The organism is Nocardia brasiliensis, from assembly GCF_042691675.1.
Classification (GTDB): Bacteria; Actinomycetota; Actinomycetes; order Mycobacteriales; family Mycobacteriaceae; genus Nocardia; species Nocardia brasiliensis_D.
The window spans coordinates 8,114,774-8,130,133 of record NZ_CP170507.1 but is presented as its reverse complement, the minus strand read 5'-3'; the positions used below and the strand labels follow the sequence as shown (position 1 = coordinate 8,130,133).

General features: G+C 66.7%; 14 protein-coding genes. 11 read left to right on the top strand and 3 right to left on the bottom strand.

All coding sequences use genetic code 11. The annotated features are described in order from the left end of the window. The first annotated feature begins 84 nt into the window (after positions 1-84). Both ACFK0J_RS37480 and ACFK0J_RS37475 read left to right on the top strand, forming a co-directional pair. Positions 85-960: a nuclease-related domain-containing protein gene (locus ACFK0J_RS37480; RefSeq protein WP_378734410.1), complete on the top strand. Its 876-nt coding sequence runs from the start codon at positions 85-87 to the stop codon at positions 958-960. Between the two features lie 149 nt (positions 961-1,109). Continuing rightward, positions 1,110-2,936 (top strand): acyl-CoA dehydrogenase, encoded by a 1,827-nt coding sequence (locus ACFK0J_RS37475; protein WP_378734409.1) that lies wholly within the window; start codon positions 1,110-1,112, stop codon positions 2,934-2,936. A gap of 91 nt (positions 2,937-3,027) precedes the next feature. Here ACFK0J_RS37475 and ACFK0J_RS37470 read toward each other — a convergent pair whose 3' ends face one another. Continuing rightward, the gene (locus ACFK0J_RS37470) at positions 3,028-3,873 is read right to left on the bottom strand and encodes a TetR/AcrR family transcriptional regulator (protein ID WP_378734408.1); all 846 of its coding nucleotides are present in this window, start codon (positions 3,871-3,873) and stop codon (positions 3,028-3,030) included. Between the two features lie 75 nt (positions 3,874-3,948). Here ACFK0J_RS37470 and ACFK0J_RS37465 point away from each other — a divergent pair, with 75 nt between their 5' ends. Continuing rightward, positions 3,949-5,178, top strand: coding sequence for an MFS transporter (locus ACFK0J_RS37465; RefSeq protein ID WP_378734407.1), 1,230 nt, complete (start codon positions 3,949-3,951; stop codon positions 5,176-5,178). A gap of 142 nt (positions 5,179-5,320) precedes the next feature. On the opposite strand, the gene ramB is transcribed toward ACFK0J_RS37465, so the two are convergent. Further along, on the bottom strand, positions 5,321-6,727 hold the full coding sequence (ramB, locus tag ACFK0J_RS37460; RefSeq protein WP_378734406.1) for an acetate metabolism transcriptional regulator RamB: 1,407 nt from the start codon (positions 6,725-6,727) through the stop codon (positions 5,321-5,323). Positions 6,728-6,820: 93 nt separating this feature from the next. On the opposite strand from ramB, the gene ACFK0J_RS37455 reads away from it, so the two are divergent. The 6 genes from ACFK0J_RS37455 to ACFK0J_RS37430 all read left to right on the top strand — a co-directional run bounded on the left by ACFK0J_RS37455 (position 6,821) and on the right by ACFK0J_RS37430 (position 12,874). Further along, complete coding sequence (locus ACFK0J_RS37455; RefSeq protein ID WP_378734405.1) at positions 6,821-8,332, top strand: ATP-dependent DNA ligase; 1,512 nt, start codon at positions 6,821-6,823, stop codon at positions 8,330-8,332. Between the two features lie 1,043 nt (positions 8,333-9,375). Beyond that, the gene (locus ACFK0J_RS37450) at positions 9,376-10,518 is read left to right on the top strand and encodes a lipase family protein (protein ID WP_378734404.1); all 1,143 of its coding nucleotides are present in this window, start codon (positions 9,376-9,378) and stop codon (positions 10,516-10,518) included. 91 nt (positions 10,519-10,609) lie between these two features. Continuing rightward, complete coding sequence (locus tag ACFK0J_RS37445; RefSeq protein ID WP_378734403.1) at positions 10,610-11,914, top strand: anion permease; 1,305 nt, start codon at positions 10,610-10,612, stop codon at positions 11,912-11,914. Between the two features lie 12 nt (positions 11,915-11,926). Continuing rightward, complete coding sequence (locus ACFK0J_RS37440; protein ID WP_378734402.1) at positions 11,927-12,211, top strand: hypothetical protein; 285 nt, start codon at positions 11,927-11,929, stop codon at positions 12,209-12,211. A gap of 10 nt (positions 12,212-12,221) precedes the next feature. After that, positions 12,222-12,557 (top strand): DUF3349 domain-containing protein, encoded by a 336-nt coding sequence (locus tag ACFK0J_RS37435; RefSeq protein ID WP_378734401.1) that lies wholly within the window; start codon positions 12,222-12,224, stop codon positions 12,555-12,557. Positions 12,558-12,574: 17 nt separating this feature from the next. Continuing rightward, entirely contained in the window at positions 12,575-12,874 is a 300-nt protein-coding gene (locus tag ACFK0J_RS37430) for a DUF3349 domain-containing protein (protein WP_378734400.1), read from the top strand. 7 nt (positions 12,875-12,881) lie between these two features. On the opposite strand, the gene ACFK0J_RS37425 is transcribed toward ACFK0J_RS37430, so the two are convergent. Next, a complete protein-coding gene (locus ACFK0J_RS37425; RefSeq protein ID WP_378734399.1) occupies positions 12,882-13,358 on the bottom strand; it encodes a DUF4254 domain-containing protein in 477 nt (158 codons plus the stop codon). Positions 13,359-13,956: 598 nt separating this feature from the next. On the opposite strand from ACFK0J_RS37425, the gene ACFK0J_RS37420 reads away from it, so the two are divergent. After that, positions 13,957-14,844 carry a DUF5753 domain-containing protein gene (locus ACFK0J_RS37420; RefSeq protein WP_378734398.1) on the top strand — a complete coding sequence of 296 codons (888 nt, stop codon included), beginning with the start codon at positions 13,957-13,959 and terminating at the stop codon, positions 14,842-14,844. Continuing rightward, positions 14,841-15,041 carry a DUF397 domain-containing protein gene (locus ACFK0J_RS37415; RefSeq protein WP_378734397.1) on the top strand — a complete coding sequence of 67 codons (201 nt, stop codon included), beginning with the start codon at positions 14,841-14,843 and terminating at the stop codon, positions 15,039-15,041. Before ACFK0J_RS37420 ends, ACFK0J_RS37415 begins: the two co-directional genes overlap by 4 nt. Positions 15,042-15,360 lie beyond the last annotated feature (319 nt).

The following is a 15,360-nucleotide window of genomic DNA, read 5'->3' as shown; positions in this document are numbered from 1 at the left end:
CACTCGACCGCAGGTCGTCGGCGCGGCGTACGCGGCGCGCACGGGTACGGCCTGAAGGGCGCGGAGAGGCGGACGAGCTCGAAAATGCTGGTGAGGGTCAAGCCCGGGGCGCAGCTCTCCGGTGCCGAACAAGAATTCGTCGAATGTTTGCGGTCCTATCCGTCGGCCGCCCTCGCCATGATCGACCTGCAGGTCGGTGACCGGCAGATCGATGCGGTGGTCTGGACGCCGCGCGGGCTCTCGGTGCTCGAGGTCAAAGGCTTCCGGCGCAGGCAGAGTGGCATTCTCAATATCTCCGCGGCTGGCCCGTGGAAGATCAGCGATGCCGACGCCGACCTGGACGAGCCGTCCGGCAGCCCATCCGATCGACTCGAACACGGCATCTACGCGGTGAAGAACACACTGGAGCGGGCACTGCTCGACCCCGGGCATGTGTGCGGTGCGGTCGTCCTCGTTCCATTCCGCGGTGCGGTGGTCCGGCCGTCGCGCACCAATCTGCGACCCGGCCTCGATGTCGTCGTCGGCAATGTCGCCGACGCCACCGAGCTGCGCATCTACTTGGAAGGATTCTCGGCCGGACCGCGCAAATGGACCGCCGACCGAGTGATCGGTGACTGCACCGCGCTCGGTCTCGCCGACCTCGCGCCGACGCGTGCCGAACTGGTCGCCGCGGGCTTCGAGCAGGTGGCGCAGGAGACGCCGAGTGTCATTGCGCGCCCGCCGAAACCGCGTCCCGAGCCGACCCCCGGTGTCGCGACGAAACGGCAGGCGTATGCCGGGTGGGCCGTGGTTGCCCTGGCAATCGTCGGGATGATCGCGGTGCTCGGCGTGGTGGTGACCTCGCTGGCCCAGGACTCGTCCCATCCCGATCCGCGGGAAACCAGCAGCACGCAGCCGCCATCGCCGTCGCCGTCACCGCCGCGCCCGACCACCTGCTGGCCGTTCCAGCCGGACTGCTGAGCGGCACCCTGGAACCGGCTCGTCCCGGTCGGTTACCACCTGGTGAACACCTTCGCGGTGCGGCCGAGCTTACGGTTGCGTAGCGTCGCCGCGGTACGGCAGGCTGCGTTTGTACATCGTCAAAACGGCCGAAACCTGGGAGGACCGTCGTGGGTCACTACAAGGCGAACGTGCGAGACATCGAGTTCAATCTGTTCGAGGTGTTCGGGCTGGACAAGCTGCTCGACACGGGCGCCTACGGCGATCTCGACTCCGACACCGTGCGCGAGATCCTGGTCGAGGTGAAGCGGCTGGCCGAGGGGCCGATCGCGGAATCCTTCGCGGCGGCGGACCGTGATCCGATCGTCTTCGATCCGGCCACCTACTCGATCTCGGTGCCCGAGCCCCTGCGCAAGACGATCAACGCCGTGCACGAGGCGGACTGGAGCAGGCTCGGCCTGCCCGAGGGGATGGGCGGCACGCCCGCGCCCGCCGCAGTGGTGTGGGCGGTGCAGGAGATGATCAACTGCGCCAACCCGGCTGCGAGCTTCTTCAATATGGGCCCGGTGATGGCGTCGGTCCTCTACAACGTCGGCAACGAACAGCAGAAGCACTGGGCCACCGCCGGTTACGAGCGCGGCTGGCAGGGCACCATGGTGCTGACCGAACCGGACGCGGGCTCCGATGTCGGCGCGGGTCGCACCAAGGCGATCGAGCAGCCCGACGGCACCTGGCACATCGAGGGTGTCAAGCGCTTCATCTCCGGCGGCGATGTCGGCGACACCGCGGAAAACATGTTCCACCTGGTGCTCGCCCGGCCGGAGGGCGCCGGGCCGGGCACCAAGGGACTGTCACTGTTCTACGTGCCGAAGTTCCTCTTCGATCCCGAGACGCTCGAACTCGGTGCCCGCAACGGCGTTTACGCGACCAATGTCGAGCACAAGATGGGCCTGAAGTCCTCGCCCACCTGTGAGCTCACCTTCGGCGGCGACGTCCCCGCGGTCGGCTGGCTGGTCGGCGACGTGCACAACGGCATCGCGCAGATGTTCCAGGTGATCGAGAACGCGCGCATGATGGTCGGCATCAAGTCCTCCGGCACGCTGTCCACCGGGTACCTCAATGCGCTGGACTACGCCAAGCAGCGGATCCAGGGTGCGGATCTGACCCAGATGACCGACAAGGCCGCGCCGCGCGTGCCCATCACCCGGCATCCGGATGTGCGCCGCAGCCTGGCCCTGCAGAAGGCTTACGCCGAGGGGCTGCGGGCGGTGTATCTGTACACCGCGGCGCATCAGGATCCTGATGTGGCGCAGCTGGTTTCGGGTGCCGACGCCGAATTGGCGCACCGGGTCGACGATTTGCTGTTGCCGATCGTCAAGGGCGTCGGCTCGGAGCGGGCCTACCAGTACTTGACCGAATCGCTGCAGACGCTGGGTGGTTCGGGCTACTTGCAGGACTACCCGATCGAGCAGTACATCCGCGACGCGAAGATCGACTCGCTGTACGAGGGCACCACCGCCATCCAGGCGCAGGACTTCTTCTTCCGCAAGATCATTCGGGACAAGGGCGTGGCGATCGGGCACGTCACCGGACAGATCGCCGCGTTCCTCGACACCAAGAGCGGACGGTTCGAGACCGAACGCGAGCTGCTGCGTACGGCTTTGGCCGATGTGCAGGCGATGGCGGCCACGCTTACCGGTTTCTTGATGGCCGGTCAGCAGGACCCGGCCGAGCTGTACAAGGTCGGCCTCGGTTCGGTGCGCTTCCTGCTCTCGGTCGGCGACCTGCTCATCGGCTGGCGTTTGCTGGTACAGGCCGAGATCGCCTCGGCCGCACTGGCTTCCGAGGCCTCGGAGAAGGATCGTGCCTTCTACACCGGAAAGATCGCCGCCGCGAGCTTCTTCGCGAAGAACGTGCTGCCCGAGTTGACCGCGAACAAGGCCATCATCGCCGCGATCGACAACGACATCATGAAACTGGACGAAGCAGCCTTCTAGCAGCTGGTCGAGTTCGATCTCACAGAGTCCTCGTACGCCTGTATGCCCGGTGCGGCGTGTGGACGGTCTGTGAGATCGAACTCATAAGTCGCTACTCGGCCAGGAGTTTGAGGACGACGGGTCGGGAGAGGGTGCCCGACACTTGGCGGGCCAACTGGTTGGCACTGGTGCCCGCGGCGTGGGCGTCGCGCAGGGCGGCGGCGAGCTCGTCGCGGGCGGCGTCGGCGGCTGCCTGAGCGTCGCGCAGGCGTTGTGCCGCTCGGTCGACCTCGGCGGACGAGTCGGCAGTTGCCGCGGCATCATCGGTCAACTCATTGACCGGTACCGATCTCGATTGCGCGTCTTGTTTCATCCTCGGCGGGAAGCTACGCATCGCCGCTCTGGCGAACTCCTGCATGAATTCTTTGGTCGCGTCCTTGTCCTCGGCCGCGGCGCCGAGCAGCAGCCGGGTCGTCTGTGGCACGGCGAGGCTCCAGTTGGACATCCCGCACAGGGCGAGCAGGAGATGCCCGGCGTGCTGCGCGTCGACGCCGAATTGCTCGATGGCCCTGTCGAATTTGCGCTCGTAGTGCTGTGCGCGCCAGCCGTCGATATCGTGTGCTTCCCCGCCGCGGTGCAGGCCTTCCCACATCATCAGCCGGAGCAGTTGCGGATTGTTGTTGTGGTAGTCGAACAGCTTGCCGACGTACTCGCCCGGTTCGGTGTCGGCCAACGGCTGGACCACGTCCATGAACTCGCGCAGCGTGTCGATGAGGATGACGTCGAACAGCTTGTCCTTGCTGCCGAACAGGCCGTAGATGCGTTCCTTGTTCACCCCCGCCGCCTCGGCGATGCGATCGACACGTGCGCCGGCGAGGCCGTATTCGGCGAATTCGTCACGCGCGGCTCGCAATAGCGCCTGTTTGGTGGCGTCGCTGCGTTTCATGGTGGCCGTCATATCGAAGACTTTACCATCTCATTAAACCAACTATTTGGTTGACAACGTGGCGGTGGCGGTCCTACTGTCGTCCGCATGGCAACGACGACACTTCCGCTCACAGCCGGTACCGCGGCCCCCGCGCCCACCCGCGGCGCTCAGCGCGCGCACACCGCGCGCACCCTGCCTGTCTTCGTGCTGTCCGCCCTGCTCGCGACGGGCCAGATGTATGTACCGATCCCGCTGTTCACGGCACTGAAAGCGGACTGGAACGTCGGCGCGGGGGTGATGACCTGGATCATCAGCGCGTTCGCGTTCGGCTACGCGGGCGGCTTCGTGCTGTTCGGTCCGCTGTCGGATCGCTACGGTCACCGCCGGGTGCTGATGACCGGCATGCTGGTAGCGGCGGTGGTCACCCTGTTGACCGGTTTGGCCTTCAGTGCTCCGCTGGCGGTCGGGCTGCGGATCGTGCAGGGTCTGGTGGTCGGGTCTATCCCGCCCGCGATCATGGCTTACGTCGCCACCCGGATCACGCCTGCCCACCGTCCCGTGGTGACGATGTCGGTGGCGACCTCGTTCCTGGCCGCGACGGTGATCGCGCAGATCGTGTCGCAGGCCGTGGTCGCCTCGTTCCCGTGGCACACCGTATTCATCGGCTCCGCAGTGATTTTCGCCGTACTCGCGGTCGCGCTGCGCGGCGTGATGCTCGATGACGCTCCGACCGGCCGGGACCGTCCGCTGCGGCACAGCTACGCCGCGATCCCCGCGGTGCTGCGCATCCGGCCGCTGCTGCCGATGCTGGTGGCCGGGGCGATCAGCATGGCCGTGATGGTCGGCGTGTACACCGGCCTCGAACTCAGCGGCGTGGTCACCGGTTCCGGCGAACTGCTCGCGCTGCGTGCGGGCGCACTGCCGGTGATGATCGCGCTGCCGCTGCTGGCCGTGCCGCTGGCGAGGCTGTCCAAGCACGGTCAGATGGTGCTCGGCGTACTGGTCGCCGCCGCCGCGATGGTCGCGGCCACCTTCGAGGGAACGCACCTCACCGTCCTGACCATCCTGCTGGCCGTCCTCGTCGGCGGCCTCGGCATCATCGCTCCCGCCGTGCTGCAGACCGCGGGCGAACTCGGCGGTGAGTCCCGCGCCGCCGCCGTCTCGGTCGCCATGTTCAGCTTCTACGTCGGCGCCACCGCGGGCCCGCTGGTCGCCGCAGCCGCTGCCCCCCACGGCTTTTCGGTCCTAGCATGGACACTGGCCATCCTGCTGGTCGCCGCCCTGGCCATGACCCTGCTCGGCCTCCGACTCCAGCAAAAGACGCAACCCGCGTAAGCGCGCACCGCGACGGCGGCGATTACCACGACGGCGGCGACCACTACAACGGCGGCGACCACCATGGCAACGGCGGAGGGCGACTGCGTGGGCGTCTACGGGGGTGGCGTGGCGAGCTAGGTGAAAGGTGTTGCCGGATTGACTACTTCAGTACGTACGGGGAAACCGAGCTGCGGTGTTCGCTGATGTCGAGGACCTTGCCGAGGGGTGGGAAGGCGCGTTGCGGGCAGTTGGCGCGTTCGCAGACGCGGCAGCCCGCGCCGATGGGCGTAGCTTGCACTTCGTTGAGATCGATACCGTCGGCGTAGATTACGCGTCCCGCGTGGCGCAGCTCGCAACCGAGGCCGATGGCGAAGGTTTTGCTCGGCTGACCGTAGCGGGTGGCCCGACGTTCGACGGTCCGGGCGACCCACAGGTATTTCCGGCCGTCGGGCATCTGGGCGATCTGCGTCATGATCTTGCCGGGGTAGGCGAAGGTCTCATAGACGTTCCAGAGCGGGCAGGTGCCGCCGCTGGCGGAGAAGTGGAAACCGGTGGCGGACTGGCGTTTCGACATATTGCCCGCACGGTCGACCCGGACGAAGGAGAACGGGACGCCGCGCAGTTTGGGCCGCTGCAGTGTCGACAGCCGGTGGCAGATGGTCTCGTAGCTCTGCGTGAAGAACGCGGAGAGCCGCTCGATGTCGTAGCGGAAGTCCTCGGCAACCTCGTGAAAGTGCGTGTAGGGCAACACGGTTGCCGCGGCGAAGTAGTTCGCCAGTCCGAGCATCGCCAGCTTGCGGGTGTCCTCGGAGGCGAAATTGCCTTCCTCGACCAGCTTTTCGAGCAGATCGCCGCATTCGAAGTAGGCGAGCTCGGCGGCGAGCTTGAAGGTGCGCTGCCCACCGGACAGGTGCGGCGCGATCTCCAGCCGCTGGGTCTCCGGGTCGTAGCGGTGCAGTACACCTTCGCCGAGATCGATGCGTTCGACGATCCGCACATCGTGCGAGCGCAGGATCCGCGCCACCTCGCTGTTCACGTCGCCACCGTGGAACCGGATGCGTGCGGTGAGTTCTTCTGCGGCGGTGTCCAATTCGTGGATGTAGTTCTGCCGCTGGTAGAAGTAGTCGCGCACCTCCTCGTGCGGCTTGCTGATCGCCGCGCTGCCCGAGCCGTCGGCGAACCGGTCCTCGGTGGCGGCGGCCAGCTGCGCGGAGGTGTTGCGGTAGCGGTTGTGCATATTGACCAGCGCGCGCGCCATGCTCGGATGCGCGGACACCATGTCCGCGATCTCCTGGGTGTCGGCCTCGATACCCAATTCCTGGTCCATCACGACCTCCTGGAGTTCGGCGATGAGCCGAGTGTCGTCCTGGGAGGAGAAGAAGGTCGCGTCGACGCCGAATACTTCACTGATCCGCAGCAGTACCGGCACGGTGAGCGGACGCACGTCGTGTTCGATCTGATTGAGGTAGCTCGCCGAGATCTCCAGCTTCTGGGCGAGTGAGACCTGGCTCAGCCCTCGTTCGGTCCGCAGCTGACGAAGCCGCGCCCCGACGTAAGTCTTGGCCATGTGTCCAGTTTATGGCCGTTTTCGCAACCCTGCCAATGGGGAATTAGCAGCAGTGCTGAGCGATTTGTCACAGGCACGCGTTACCGTCGTTGGGTGTTGTTCTCGCATGTCGTCCAGGCTTCGGAGACGGTCCGCGCGACCAGGTCACGGAAGACGAAGATCGCAACGTTCGCCGAGCTGTTGACCGCCGCCGCGCCGGACGAACTCGCGCCGGTGGTCGCCTGGGCATCCGGCGAGCTACGGCAGGGCCGAATCGGCACGGGATGGCGCACCCTCACCGCAGTGGACACTACTCCGGCACTCGTTGCGACACTGACGGTTTCGGCGGTCGATGCCGCACTCAGCGATTTGGCCGAGACCTCCGGCACCGGATCCGCGGCGCGGCGCAAGGAACTGCTCGCCGCACTCTGGACCGCCGCTACCGCAGACGAGCAGGCGTTCTTGTTGCGCCTGCTGACCGGCGAACTTCGCCAGGGGGCGCTCACCGCGATCGTCAGCGAGGCCGTCGCCGTGGCCGCCGGGGTACCGGTCGAGCTGGTGCGCCGGGCGTACATGTTGTCCGGTCGGCTGCCGGTGACCGCGATCGCCGCGATGACCGGTGGGGTCGAGGCGCTCGGCGAGTTCCGGCTGGAGGTGGGCCGGCCGATCCAGCCGATGCTCGCCTCGCCCGGCGCGACGCTGGATGGGGCATTGACCGAGTTCGGCGGCGACGTGAGCGTCGAGATCAAGATGGACGGCGCGCGGATCCAGGTGCATCGAGACGGCGCGCGGGTGTGGGTGTTCACCAGGACGCTGCGCGATATCACCGCAGGCGTGCCGGAATTGGTGGAGTTGGTGGCCGGGCTCGACTGCACCAGCGTCGTCCTGGACGGCGAAACCCTGGCTCTGACGGACTCCGGCCGACCACGTCCCTTCCAGGAGACGATGAGCCGGTTCGCCGAGGTGAGCTCCACCCGGGAGTTGCTGCTGCATCCGTATTTCTTCGACTGCCTGCACCTGGACGGCCAGGACCTGCTCGATGCCCCGCTGTCCGAGCGCCGCGCCGCTCTCACGAAAGTGGCCGCCGCGCACAGCATTCCCGCGCTGATCCGGCCCGACGAAGAAGCCGCCGCCGAATACTTCGACGGCGCACTCGCCGCGGGCCACGAAGGCGTCATGATCAAATCCCTGGCCGCCCCCTACGCGGCGGGCAGGCGCGGCCGAGCTTGGCAGAAGATCAAGCCGACCCACACCCTCGACCTGCTGGTACTCGGCGCCGAATGGGGCTACGGCCGCCGCACCGGCTACCTATCGAACCTGCACCTAGGCGCCCGCGACCCGAACACCGGCGAACCCGTCATGGTCGGCAAAACCTTCAAGGGCCTAACCGACGCCCTCCTCCAATGGCAGACAGCCGAATTCCCGCGCCACGAACGAGCCCGCGACGAACACACCGTCTACCTATGGCCCGAACTAGTAGTCGAAGTAGCCCTCGACGGAGTCCAAACCAGCCCCCGCTACCCAGGCGGCGTAGCCCTACGCTTCGCCCGAGTAGTCCGCTACCGCCCCGACAAAGACCCCACCGAAGCCGACACCATCACCACCGTCCAATCCCTCCTCCCCTGACCCCGTCCCCTGACCCTGTCCCCTGACCCCGTCGAACGGGACACCACCGAGCCCCCAGCCCCGTTCCGCCGCAGTCACGCCCCACTCGCCGCCGCCCGCCTGGCCGGCGCGGGCGTCGAGCGGGACGTGACGGAGGGGCTATTCGGGGTTCGGCGCGGCCATGTCCCGTTCGGCGGCACTCATCCGGTGGAGTGCGTGCCGGGCGGGACGTGACCGAGGCCCTACTCGTGATTCAGCGCGGCTATGTCCCGTTCGGCGTCACCGGTCTGGCGGAGTGGGCGTCGAGCGGGGCGCTGCCGCTCATCCGGCGGAGCGGGCGCCGAGTGGGACGTGATGGAGGGTCTTCTCGCGGTTCGCCGCAGCCCTGTCCCGTTCGCTGCCGCCCACCTGGCGGAGTGGGCGTCGGGCGGGACGTGACGGAGGGGCTACTCGTGATTCGGCGCGACTATCTCCCGTTCGGCGTCACCGGTCTGGCGGAGTGGGCGTCGGGCGAGACCTGATGGGTCTACTGGCGGTTCGCTGCAGCCCTGTCCCGTTCGCTGCCGCCCACCTGGCGGAGTGGGCGTCGAGCGGGAAGTGACGGAGGGGCTATTCGGGGTTCGGCGCGGCCATGTCCCGTTCGGCGGCACTCATCCGGTGGAGTGCGTGCCGGGCGGGACGTGACCGAGGCCCTACTCGTGATTCAGCGCGGCTACGTCCCGTTCGGCGTCGCCGGTCTGGCGGAGTGGGCGTCGGGTGGGACGTGATGGAGGATCTTCTCGCGGTTCGCCGCGGCCATGTCCCGTTCGTGGGTCTCCTGGCGATGGTTCGATGTCGAGCGGGGGTGGGGTTGGGGTGTGAAGATTGTTCTGCCACTGCAAGTGTGGGCTCCTCAGGGGGGTGGGGGCGCGTCAGACTGCAGGGGGTCGGCAGAGGTTCTGCTTCGGGATCGGGGTTTGCGGGTGGGTTCGATAGTGTGGCGGCTTCGTGCGGCCGCTCTGGTGTTGGTGTTGGCGGTGGGGGGCGTGCTGGGGATTACGGCGCATGCTGATCCGATTGATGATTTGTTGTTTCCCTCGCGTGAAGTCGCCGGGATCATGCCGACGCCGCTGGGTGATCCGTTCTACGTGCCGCCGGTGGGCTTCGAAAGTCGCAAGCCAGGAACGGTTCTCGCGGCGCGGCCGGGCGGCACCGGGTTGACCGTGCTGCCGTTGATCTCGACCGAACTGTTGATTCGGTCCACCGACGCGAAGGACAAGCCGGTTCCGGTTGTCGCCACTCTGCTGATGCCGACGGCACCGTGGACCGGTCCCGGCCCGCGCCCACTGGTGACCTTGAACCCGGCGATCGACTCACTCGGGCACAAATGCGCGCCGTCCTACGAGCTCAGGATGGTGTCGAGCAAGCTGTGGTCGGCGCAGATTCCGCTGTCCAAGGGGTACGCGGTACTGGTGCCCGACCATCAAGGTCCCCGGCAGGCGTACGCGGCGGGCCGGATGGCCGGGCATGCGGTGCTCGACTCGATTCGCGCTGCGGTGCAGACGCCGGAACTCGGACTGCAACCGGACTCGCCAACGGTGGTCACCGGATATTCGGGCGGCGCCATTGCCTCGGGGTGGGCCGCGCAATTGGCGCCGCGGTACGCGCCGGAGGTCAATCTGGTCGGCGCCGCGTTCGGCGGTGTGCCCGCCGACTTCGAAATGCTGCTGCACACGATGAACGGCCGAGACGCCGCGTCCGGCGTATTCCTGGCGGCGACATTGGGCCTGGCCCGGGAGTACCCGGAGATGCTCGACCTGATGAACGACAACGGCTGGCGGCTGGCGCGAGTGAGCAAGGATTTCTGCATGGCGGCCGAGGAGTTCGTCGGGATCGTGGCGCCCATCCCGGTGCAGGCGCTCACCGATGTGGCGGCGCCCACCGAACTGCCGTTCATTCGGGAGATCCTGGCGCAGAATCGGCTCGGCGCGCTCCCGCCGACCGTTCCGGTGTTCATGTACCACGGCCTGAACGAGTTCTGGGTCCCGCTCGCCGGTGCCGAGAACCTCTACGCCGACTGGTGCCGCGGCGGTACCCAGGTGGATTTCCAGGTATATCTCGGTGAACATTTCATCGTCAGTACCAGCGGTATTCCAGGGACGAATGCCTGGATCGACGATCGCTTCGCCGGCAAGCCGGTGACCCCCGGGTGCACCCGATTCGGCTGATAGGGGACAGGACTCAACTTATCGCATCGGCGCCGCCCACTTAAGCGCAACCGCCTGGCAATCATATTGACCCGTGCCGCACACTAGAGGCGTGACCGTCGAATTACTGGTTCTCCTGATCGTCATCGTCACGGCACTCGCATTCGATTTCACCAACGGATTCCACGACACCGCCAACGCGATGGCGACCTCGATCGCCACCGGCGCGCTTCGCCCGCGCGTCGCGGTCGCGTTGTCGGCGGTGCTGAATCTGATCGGCGCGTTCCTTTCGGTAGCCGTCGCCGCCACGGTGGCCAAGGGCATCGTCCGCCTCGATGCCGTGCAGGGCCACGACCTGTTGATCATCGTCTTCGCCGGCCTGGTCGGCGGCATTCTGTGGAACTTGCTCACCTGGCTGTTCGGCCTGCCGTCGAGTTCCTCGCACGCACTGTTCGGTGGCCTGATCGGCGCCACCCTCGCCTCCCTCGGCTGGAGCGGCGTGATCTGGGCGGCCGGCTCGGACGGCGTGCTCACCAAGATCATCCTGCCCGCCGTGCTCGCGCCGATCGTCGCGGCGCTGGTGTCGGCGATCGGCACCTGGTTGGTCTATCGGATCACCAACAAGTCCGATCCCGACAAGGTGGAGGCGGGCTTCCGCTGGGGCCAGATCGGCTCGGCCTCGCTGGTCTCGCTGGCCCACGGCACCAATGACGCGCAGAAGACGATGGGCGTCATCTTCTTGGCGCTGGTCGCGCACGGCTCGCTCACCAAGAACGACGAGATGCCGCTGTGGGTGATGGCGGCGTGTGCGGTCGCCATCGCGGCGGGTACCTACCTCGGTGGCTGGCGGATCATCCGGACGCTCGGCAAGGGGCTTGTCGAGATCGAATCGCCGCAGGGTCTGGCCGCCGAATCCGCGTCGGCGGCGATCATTCTCACCTCCGCCCACTTCGGGCTGCCGCTGTCGACCACGCAGACCGCCACCGGTTCGATCCTGGGCACCGGGCTCGGCAAGGGCGCCGAGGTGCGCTGGGGCGTGATGGGCCGGATGGTGGTCGCCTGGCTGTTCACTCTGCCGCTTGCCGGTCTGGCCGGTGCGGTGTGCTGGGCGATCGCGCACGTCATCGGCGGGTTGCCCGGCGTGCTGGTGGTGTTCGTGATCCTGCTCGCGCTGTCGGCGCTGATGTATCTGCGGTCCCGGCGGGATCCGGTCGACACCAGCAACGTCAACGAATGGCCGGGTGACACGCCGGTCGTGGCGACCGATCCGGTGGGCGTTGCGAAGGCCGGTGATTCCGGTCGCGAGGACAGCGGCGGCTCCGCGGAGCAGGGCGAGCCGACCCGTCGGGAAGCCTCCGATAAGAGCGGGGACACGTCGGCCGCACCCGGCAAGTCGAGCCGGTCGGCACAGGTTTAGGGAGGAGGAGACGTGCACACGCTCATCACGAATCTGAACTCGCTGTGGCGGGTGGCCTTGGCCGGGTTGGTGCTCGGGGCCGGACTGCCGATGGTGTTCGCGGTCGGGGTCCGGTTCTGGTCGATGGCGGATACCGTGTCCGCGGACGGCCGTGTCGGGCAACGCAATTACCCCGCGCTCGCTGTCGCGCTACTGTGCTTCGGACTGATCGTCGCGGCGATCCTGACCGGGATCCTCTATACGGCAAAGGCTTTCATCGCCGCACGATTCGGCATTCACCTGTTCGGACAGTCCTGAAGGGCACAATGTGACCGACCAAGCGAAATCCGCAGAACTCAGGCCGAAGGTGCTCGGCCGGATCGTCGGCTGGCTGCGCGCCGGCTATCCGCAGGGGATCCCGCATTCCGACTATGTCGCCCTGTTCGCGGTGCTGCACCGGCATCTCACCGATTTCGAGGTGGTCGCGATCGCCGAGGAACTGGCGGCGTCGAACCCGGACAGCAAGATCACCCACGCCGAAATCGAGAAGGCCATCGCGCGTGTCGCGAAGGAGCAGCCCGACGACGTCGACGTCGCCCGCGTGGCGTCACACCTCGCGGCGGGCGGCTGGCCACTCGCCGACCCGCCCACCGACGCCGACTGAACGAGAAGCGTTCGCCGATGCCACCTTTCCTGAACGCCATCATCGACTGGCTGCGGGCCGGATATCCGGACGGTGTCCCGGAGGCCGACTATATCCCGCTACTCGCCCTGCTCCGCCGTCGCCTCTCCGACGACGAAGTCCGCCAAATCGCCGCGGAGCTAAGGGGTTCCGGCGATCTCCCCGCCGACAAGACCGACATCCAGGTGATGATCACCAAGGTCACCAACGAAATGCCCTCGGAGGCAGACGTTTCCCGCGTCCGCGCCCGTCTCGAGGCCCGCGCTTGGCCCCGAGACGACTCGGCCGACGGCCTCTGACTCGGAATCAGGTGTCGTAGGTTCGGGGGTCCCCGAGGTAGGGGAGGCGGCGCAGGCCCGCGGAGACTTCGTAGGCGAGGTCGTGATAGCCGAGGGCGAGTTCGGCGAGGCGTTCCCAGGCGCCGTGGACCGCCCATTCCGGTGCGCCGGACAGAGATTCGTGGGCGCTGATGGAGAACTGGGCGAGGCGGTCGACGACCATGCCGACCGTTTCGGTGTGCATGTGCGCACCACAGTGTGCGGGCGGGAGTTCGCTGGCAATCCAGCGGTCGATGGCGAGCACCAACCGGGCGCGGTGCCCGTCGATGTCGGCGGCCGCTCCGGGTTGGATGCGTGCTCGTCGTACGTGCAGTGCCGCCAGCAGGTGCGTGGATTCGAGGAGCGGATGACCGTTGCGCGGCGCGGCAGGCTGCGAGGAGCAGATCTTTCGACGGAAGTGGTTCCATAGCGATAACCCCCTGCGGTGAAGGTTGTTGCTGGGCATGAGATATGGAGCGAGTTCGGCGGCTGTGCATACTGCCGTGGAACGGGGTCACTCGGAGCGTCGGGCGGACCGAGTGTGCCGGTCACCCGAGGTGAAGCAGGAATTCTGAGGTGGCCGCGATCGGGGGACTCCTGGCGGCATCAGATCGCTTGGTGCAGCCCGGCTCAGCGGTGGTGCCGCCCTGCCGGGCGAGGTAGTAGCCGATATCGCTTGGACGACATTGTCTCCCAGGGCGTTTCGATAACCGCCAACCCGATCGCCTCCAGTGTCGTAAGCCCAACCCGCCGGGCCAACTCATCCATCAGCGAAACCGCCTCCGCCACTTGAATGGCCGCCGTAGCTTGCTCCGTAGTCAACATCCGACCCCGCAGATACGACACCACCCAAGCATCCTCACTGACCCGCCGCGCCTGATGCGCCGTCCGATCACTGACCATCCAGCCGCTACCGATGACATGCACAGACACGCGAACCCCCTCGTTCCCACCGTGCGGGCTTGGTTGCGGAGTCCCGCCGGTGATGTGTGACGCGCCTGACTGTATGTTGGTAAAGTATACGAGTCAACATACGGAATAGTCGACCGAAGAGTGGGTCTCCGATGCGCGATACGGCCTTGTCACCTGTGGTTGCGCGCTGGGAGCTGGCTCGGCGCTTGCGGCAGCGGCGCCTCGGGCTCGGCATCGGTGCGGCCTCGATAACTAAAGCCCTCGATGTGTCGTCCGCCTACTGGTCGCACATCGAGAACGAACGCAATCTGTTGCCCGAAGACAAGCTCGACCAGCTCCTGGAAGTTCTCGAGATAGATGATGCGGAGCGTGCGGAGCTGCAGGAGTTGCGGGAAGTCGCCAAGGAGCGCGGCTGGTGGGCGCGCTACACGGCACTGTTCGACGATGAGTTGCTCAGGTACTACGGATTGGAATCGGGAGCAGTAGCCGTCCGGACATACGAAGGTGTGTTCATGCCGGGACTCCTACAGGGCGAGGAGTACATCCGTGCGCTGATGGTGTCTGCCGCTGCGACCATCCCTGCTATCGAGATCGAGCAGCGCGTCGCGGTTCGATTGCGGCGACAGCAGCGTTTGGATGGCGACGACCGATTGCGGTTGGTGGTTGTAATCGGCGAGGCCGCGTTGGTGCAACAGTTCGGTGGCCCCGGTGTGCTCCATCGGCAGTTGCGTCACTTGGCCGAGGTTGTCCGGTCGCATCCTGACAATGTCGACCTCCGCGTCATTCCGTTCACCTCGTCGAACATATTGGGCGGCACTACATTTCACTTACTCGACTTCGCGAGTCCACATCTGCCGACCCTGGCCTGGTACGAGTCGACCGTCTTCGGCGACCTGTTGGTGGACGATCTCGACAGGAAAGAGACACGCGTCCGAGACCTGCGTTTCCTGCATGATCACGCGTTGGATCTCGCTCTGGACCGAGACGCGTCACTCACTCTGATCGACGAAGCCGCGGCAAGACTAGAATCATCACTGTGAGCACTGAGGATTCTGCCGCCACAGGAACCGGCTGGTTCAAATCTTCGTACTCGGCTGCGAGCCAGACGTGCGTGGAGGTCCGGTTCGAAGGCGATCGAGTCTTGGTGCGCGACAGCAAGTATCAGGGTGCGCCCGCCTCTCGGCCCAGCCTCGCGTTCACCAACGCCGCCTGGTCCGCCTTCATCGCTCACCTCTGAAAGTCCCGAGTAGCAGATGGCTGCGGCGAAACGCGAGAAGACCTCTGCCATGGTGTGCCACTACGTTTCGGGCTCCCAGGGGACTCTCAGCTCGGCTGGGGGGACCACTCAGGTGGGGTGGGCAGGCTGAGTGCGTCGGAATCACCTGACTACTCCGACCACTCGCCTGGTGGGCCCCCTGCCCTGGCCCACCACCCCCGGCCGGCGGCGCCCCTCCCTCGCCCGCGCCGCCGGCCGCCCAACCCCTTCCCGGCGGGACATGGCTGAGCCGAATCACGAGTAGCCCCTCCGCCACGTCCCGCTCGCTGCCCCGGACACG